The organism is Pantoea sp. paga (assembly GCF_007558755.1).
Taxonomy (GTDB): Bacteria; Pseudomonadota; Gammaproteobacteria; order Enterobacterales; family Enterobacteriaceae; genus Pantoea; species Pantoea agglomerans.
This window is the reverse complement of sequence record NZ_VLTF01000021.1, coordinates 1-4506: the sequence shown is the minus strand read 5'-3', so window position 1 is coordinate 4506 and position 4506 is coordinate 1. Positions and strand designations below refer to the sequence as shown.

Here is a 4506-nt window from a genome sequence, read left to right as displayed (position 1 = left end):
AACGATAGCCTGATGGGTTTCGGGTTTACTTCCGTTATAGCGATAGCTGAGCTGGAAGGTCTTCAGGCATGGGTTACAGCGATAGAGCTGCGCCCCTGAGCCGGAGTGACCGTTTCGGATAACCCCATGAGTTTCAGAACAGCGGGGACAAACCACATCAATCTTTGCCATCAATCATCCAAAAGGCAGATAATACAATAACACTAAGTCTACGTCACGACCAACAAAGTAATATCAATTTTTCTATGAGAAATGAGAGCGTCAACTGGAGCCTACGACAATTTTTGGAAGAATTCTCGATTACTCTATTCGCATAAAGCTAAATCCAAAAGATTAGGTTGATGGTAAAAAATTGTGCTCACTATTGGGTATTATTGCGCTTACATCATGGTCAAATGGTGTTTTAAATATTTTAGCCAATCAAACTAAAAAACTGGATAGAGAAAACGCTGAATTGTACTCTGAGTTAATGAGCTCAATAAATAATCTAGACGTTGATGAACCAAACATAAGAAAGTTTGTTCGTTTGTTTGAAGAAAAATTAACTAATTAATTAGTCAAGCCGATGCTCCATCTGAAGGAAAGTCTGAAGAGATAAAATTAAGTTTAGATGAATTGAATGAATTTAGCAGAGCTTGGACTTTATTCAAACGAAAAGGGTTTGGAGGTTCTTTAGTCGCTTTTAGAAATGCTTTAGCACTTGGTCAGTTAACAGAAAACTAATTAGAAAATGGGGTGTTATTGAGTACTGTTCATACTATGAAAGGACTTGAAAAAGACATCGTTTTTTGATGGGAATGTGTGAGGGCGTTTTCCCTGATTACCGAGCAAACATAATAAAAGAAATTGATGAAGAACGTAATAATGCCTTTGTGGCAGTAAATCGCGCAAAGCGTTGGCTTTATGTTACGTACCCTAAACAAAGAATGATTCCTTGGAAAGATCTTAATTTCCAACAGAAATCTCGCTTTGTCAAAGAAATAGAGTAAAGCGCGCATTAAATGGTCATCAGGGCAGAAGATTTAACCTTACGGTAAGTTTTCGCTCTGTTGGCCTCTTATTTTAGAAAAAAATCTTAACGTGAGTTTTCGTTCCACTGAGCGTCAGACCCCTTAAACAGGCTCTATCCGTCGTTCAATATTTTTCGCGAAAAAGTAGATAACGGATGCCAGCAGAATATAGAACACCGCTGTCAACGAATAGGTTTTGAAGAACTCAAAATTGCCGGCCGCCAGCTCCTGCATACGCGCAAAGAGTTCGGGATACTGCACTAAAAACGCCAGCGAGCTGTCTTTGAGATTATGGATAACCTGATTGGTTAAGGCGGGAACGGACGTGCGTAACACCTGAGGCAGAATGATATAGCTATAGATCTGCAAACGGCTAAAACCCTGCGCCGACGCGGCTTCCAGCTGGCTTTTGTCCAGGCTGTTGTAGGCCGTCAACATATAGGCCGCGTTATACGCCGCAATATTGAGTGTGAAACCCAGCACGGTCACTTCAAAAGGTGTCAGCCGGAGGGAGTAGGTCGGCAACCCATAATAGAGGATATAGATAATGCAGATCAGCGGCGTGCCGATGAAAAAGGATTTATAGGCTTCGACGCAGCGTGCCAGCCGGCGATTTTTACTCAGGCTGAGGTAAAACACCACCACGCCAAGTAGAAAACCGCTGACGGAAATCACTACTGTCAGCTTAATGGTGGCCCTAATGCCTAAATAGATCAGCGGCCACTGGTCGAGAAAATCGTGGTAGAAGCTGAGCATGCTGTCACTCATAGTGCATATTCCCAAAGAAACGCTGCACGTCGGGAATAGTGGAAGAACTGGCCAGCTGGCTTACCGAGCCTTGCGCCATAATTTTCCCACTCGTCATAAACGCGATGTTGTCACTGATTTGATTCGCAAAGGCGATGTCGTGCGTCACACAAACCGTGGTGACGTTGCGGCTCTCTAGTTTCTTGATTAATATCGCCACTTCCTGGCTCATCAAAGGGTCAAGGGCCGACGTTGGTTCATCTAAAATGACAATTTCAGGCTTCATCACCAGAGTCCGTGCCAACGCCACGCGCTGCTTTTGCCCGCCGGATAACTGCGACGGAAACTTATTCTCGTGGGCTGACATCTCAAAGTAAGCCAGCTCCTCACGGGCCAGGACCCGAGCTTCTTCTTTAGTTTTACCCTGAATTTTGCGTAAGGCCAGCGTCACGTTATCTAACACGCTGAGGTGGCGATACAGCGCAAAACTCTGAAAAACAAAGCCGATTTTGCTGCGTAACCGGCGCACGTCGACCTCTTTAGCCAGCAGATCTTGGCCATGAAAGGTAATCTGCCCCGATGTCGGCCGTTCCAGCAAATTAAGGCAGCGAATGAGCGTGGTTTTGCCACAACCGGAAGGGCCCATAATGACCTTAGTCGCCCCGGCCGTGATAGAAAGGTTTACGCCATCTAACACCCGGTGGCCATCGAACTGTTTCACCAGATCGGACACTTTTAAAATCAACACGTATTCCTCCCGGCTGTTATTCAACCGCGTATTTATTTTTTGTTTTTTTCATAATTAAAACGAAGAATTGGTAAATGACGAAATACAGAACCCCTGAAATCAGGTAGATGTTCATTCCCAACATGGTCGAGGCGGTTAAGGCTTTGGCCTGACCCAGTATTTCGGTTATCCCAACGGTGTAGGCAAAAGGGGTATTTTTCAGAATAGAGGTTAACTCATTCATAACGCCGGGAATCGAAAAACGCAGCATTTGCGGGAATTCGATATACAGAATGATTTGTAAGTCGCTGAACCCCATAGCCCGGGCGGCCGTAATTTCATTTTCGTCTACCGATTCTAATGCCCCGCGAAATACCTCGGAGATATAGCCCCCCCAATAATACCCAAGCTTAGGTTCATGGCGACCAGCGGCGGGCTGCTTAATCCAAAACTCGGTAATCCGAAATAAATCAAAAACAGCAGGACTAGCACGGGAACGGCGCGTATAAGGAAAACAATACAATCAAGAATATAACCAACTCGGCGGCCAGTGAGTCGCCGCAGCGCGGCGACTACCAGTCCCGAAATAAAGGCCATAATGAAGCAGGTCAGGGTGATATAAAACGTATACACTACGCCATGCGATAACAGGCCAGTAATATCGAAAAGTTCTTTTGCAAACATGGATTACGACTTCAACCATTTATCCATGATGGCAGCCAGCTTCTTAGAACCCAACTGCTTCAGGTAAGCGTTGAAGTCGTCACGAATTGGCGAGCCTTGTTGGAATGCAAAGCCCAAATGGTCGACGCCTTTGAACGAGTAGCTAATAGCCAAAGGCATTTTCTGGTGGAAACGGTAGTTGTCATAAACAGGTTCTTCGATAAACGCCAGATCCAGGTTACCGTTTTTCAGGTCGGTAACGGCTTCGTTATAAGAAGGATATAACTTAACGTCAGCGACTTTGTAGAAGCCTTTTGGCTCAAGATCGCTTTTGATTAAATCGGTATAAGCCATGCCACGCGGATAGCCGATACTGTATTTCTTCAATTGTGACAGGTCAGTAATGGTCAGTTTATTAGAAGCAAGGCTGACTAAGTTAAAGGAGTTCTCATAATAAGAGTCAGAGAAATCCCAGAGAAGGCCACGTCAGCCTGCTTGCTGGCAACGGCACCTAACATCCCATCCCAGTCATACTCTTTGGTTTCAATCTTACAGCCGCGAGCTTTGCAATAACCAGTGAAAATTTCCAGATCAACACCCTGCAATTTACCATTTTGATCTTTAAACAGCATCGGTGGCGAGTTTGGAGAAATGGCAACTGTCAGCGTTTTACCTTTAACTAAATCTGCCGCGTAACTTCCTGTTGTTGTAAAAGCGAGCAAAGAGAGAAGAACAATCTTTTTAAGATGTTTCATATTAATCCTATAGAAGATTATTTAAAGAGACTAGCTAAGATATTTAAAATCTTAATCTCAGTGACGAGGACACTACTCTTTTTACAAAAAACCGTCAATATGGCTAAATAAGTTTTTAGCAAAAAGCGCCATGTTTTAAATCCAATTATTCAACTTAAAAAAGCTGTTTGTATCGTCAGTTTCGAATAAGTGTCATGAGAAATAGGGGGGAGTCGATTTTTGCGAGAATTATAGCTCAAGATAGGAGACATTCTTACTGAGAATGTAATTCTTTATTAATTATACATAATTACAGTGGCTTATTAATTTCATGCATAATTCTTTGGAACTAAATCATTCATTTTTCCACGCGACAAACTTGCTCTTAATTAAGTGCAAGATCCGGTCGTGACGTAGACTTAGTGTTATTGTATTATCTGCCTTTTGGATGATTGATGGCAAAGATTGATGTGGTTTGTCCCCGCTGTTCTGAAACGATGGGGTTATCCGAAACGGTCACTCCGGCTCAGGGGCGCAGCTCTATCGCTGTAACCCATGCCTGAAGACCTTCCAGCTCAGCTATCGCTATAACGGAAGTAAACCCGAAACCCATCAGGCCATCGTA

Annotated in this window: 7 protein-coding genes and 2 pseudogenes; 3 read left to right on the top strand and 6 right to left on the bottom strand. The window is 43.7% G+C overall.

Features of this window, described 5'->3' with window-relative positions; all coding sequences use genetic code 11:
• Positions 1–171: IS1 family transposase (locus FOV68_RS23725; RefSeq protein ID WP_143991722.1), on the bottom strand; the 171-nt coding region annotated here is incomplete at its 3' end.
• A gap of 193 nt (positions 172–364) precedes the next feature.
• Here FOV68_RS23725 and FOV68_RS23720 point away from each other — a divergent pair.
• Together FOV68_RS23720 and FOV68_RS24655 are read left to right on the top strand one after the other, a co-directional pair.
• Complete coding sequence (locus FOV68_RS23720; RefSeq protein WP_143991721.1) at positions 365–553, top strand: hypothetical protein; 189 nt, start codon at positions 365–367, stop codon at positions 551–553.
• A 238-nt stretch (positions 554–791) separates the two neighbouring features.
• Positions 792–989, top strand: coding sequence for a 3'-5' exonuclease (locus tag FOV68_RS24655; protein WP_186289781.1), 198 nt, complete (start codon positions 792–794; stop codon positions 987–989).
• 123 nt (positions 990–1112) lie between these two features.
• On the opposite strand, the gene FOV68_RS23710 is transcribed toward FOV68_RS24655, so the two are convergent.
• The 5 genes and pseudogenes from FOV68_RS23710 to FOV68_RS23695 form a co-directional block, all read right to left on the bottom strand.
• Positions 1113–1778: an amino acid ABC transporter permease gene (locus FOV68_RS23710; protein WP_143991719.1), complete on the bottom strand. Its 666-nt coding sequence runs from the start codon at positions 1776–1778 to the stop codon at positions 1113–1115.
• A complete protein-coding gene (locus tag FOV68_RS23705) occupies positions 1771–2505 on the bottom strand; it encodes an amino acid ABC transporter ATP-binding protein (RefSeq protein ID WP_143991718.1) in 735 nt (244 codons plus the stop codon). Before FOV68_RS23705 ends, FOV68_RS23710 begins: the two co-directional genes overlap by 8 nt.
• Before the next feature lie 16 nt (positions 2506–2521).
• On the bottom strand, positions 2522–2869 hold the full coding sequence (locus FOV68_RS24495) for an ABC transporter permease subunit (RefSeq protein WP_255473761.1): 348 nt from the start codon (positions 2867–2869) through the stop codon (positions 2522–2524).
• Positions 2842–3081 (bottom strand): ABC transporter permease subunit, encoded by a 240-nt coding sequence (locus tag FOV68_RS24490; protein WP_255473760.1) that lies wholly within the window; start codon positions 3079–3081, stop codon positions 2842–2844. Before FOV68_RS24490 ends, FOV68_RS24495 begins: the two co-directional genes overlap by 28 nt.
• Before the next feature lie 90 nt (positions 3082–3171).
• A pseudogene (locus FOV68_RS23695) lies at positions 3172–3902 on the bottom strand (transporter substrate-binding domain-containing protein).
• Between the two features lie 434 nt (positions 3903–4336).
• Here FOV68_RS23695 and FOV68_RS23690 point away from each other — a divergent pair.
• A pseudogene (locus FOV68_RS23690) lies at positions 4337–4506 on the top strand (IS1 family transposase); the annotation flags it as partial.

Bases quoted from the DNA above. Each gene is read 5' to 3' on its own strand.
- FOV68_RS23710 (WP_143991719.1), bottom strand. From the start codon at position 1,778: ATGAGTGACAGCATGCTCAGCTTCTACCACGATTTTCTCGACCAGTGG.
- FOV68_RS24655 (WP_186289781.1), top strand. From the start codon at position 792: ATGGGAATGTGTGAGGGCGTTTTCCCTGATTACCGAGCAAACATAATA.
- FOV68_RS24490 (WP_255473760.1), bottom strand. From the start codon at position 3,081: ATGGCCTTTATTTCGGGACTGGTAGTCGCCGCGCTGCGGCGACTCACT.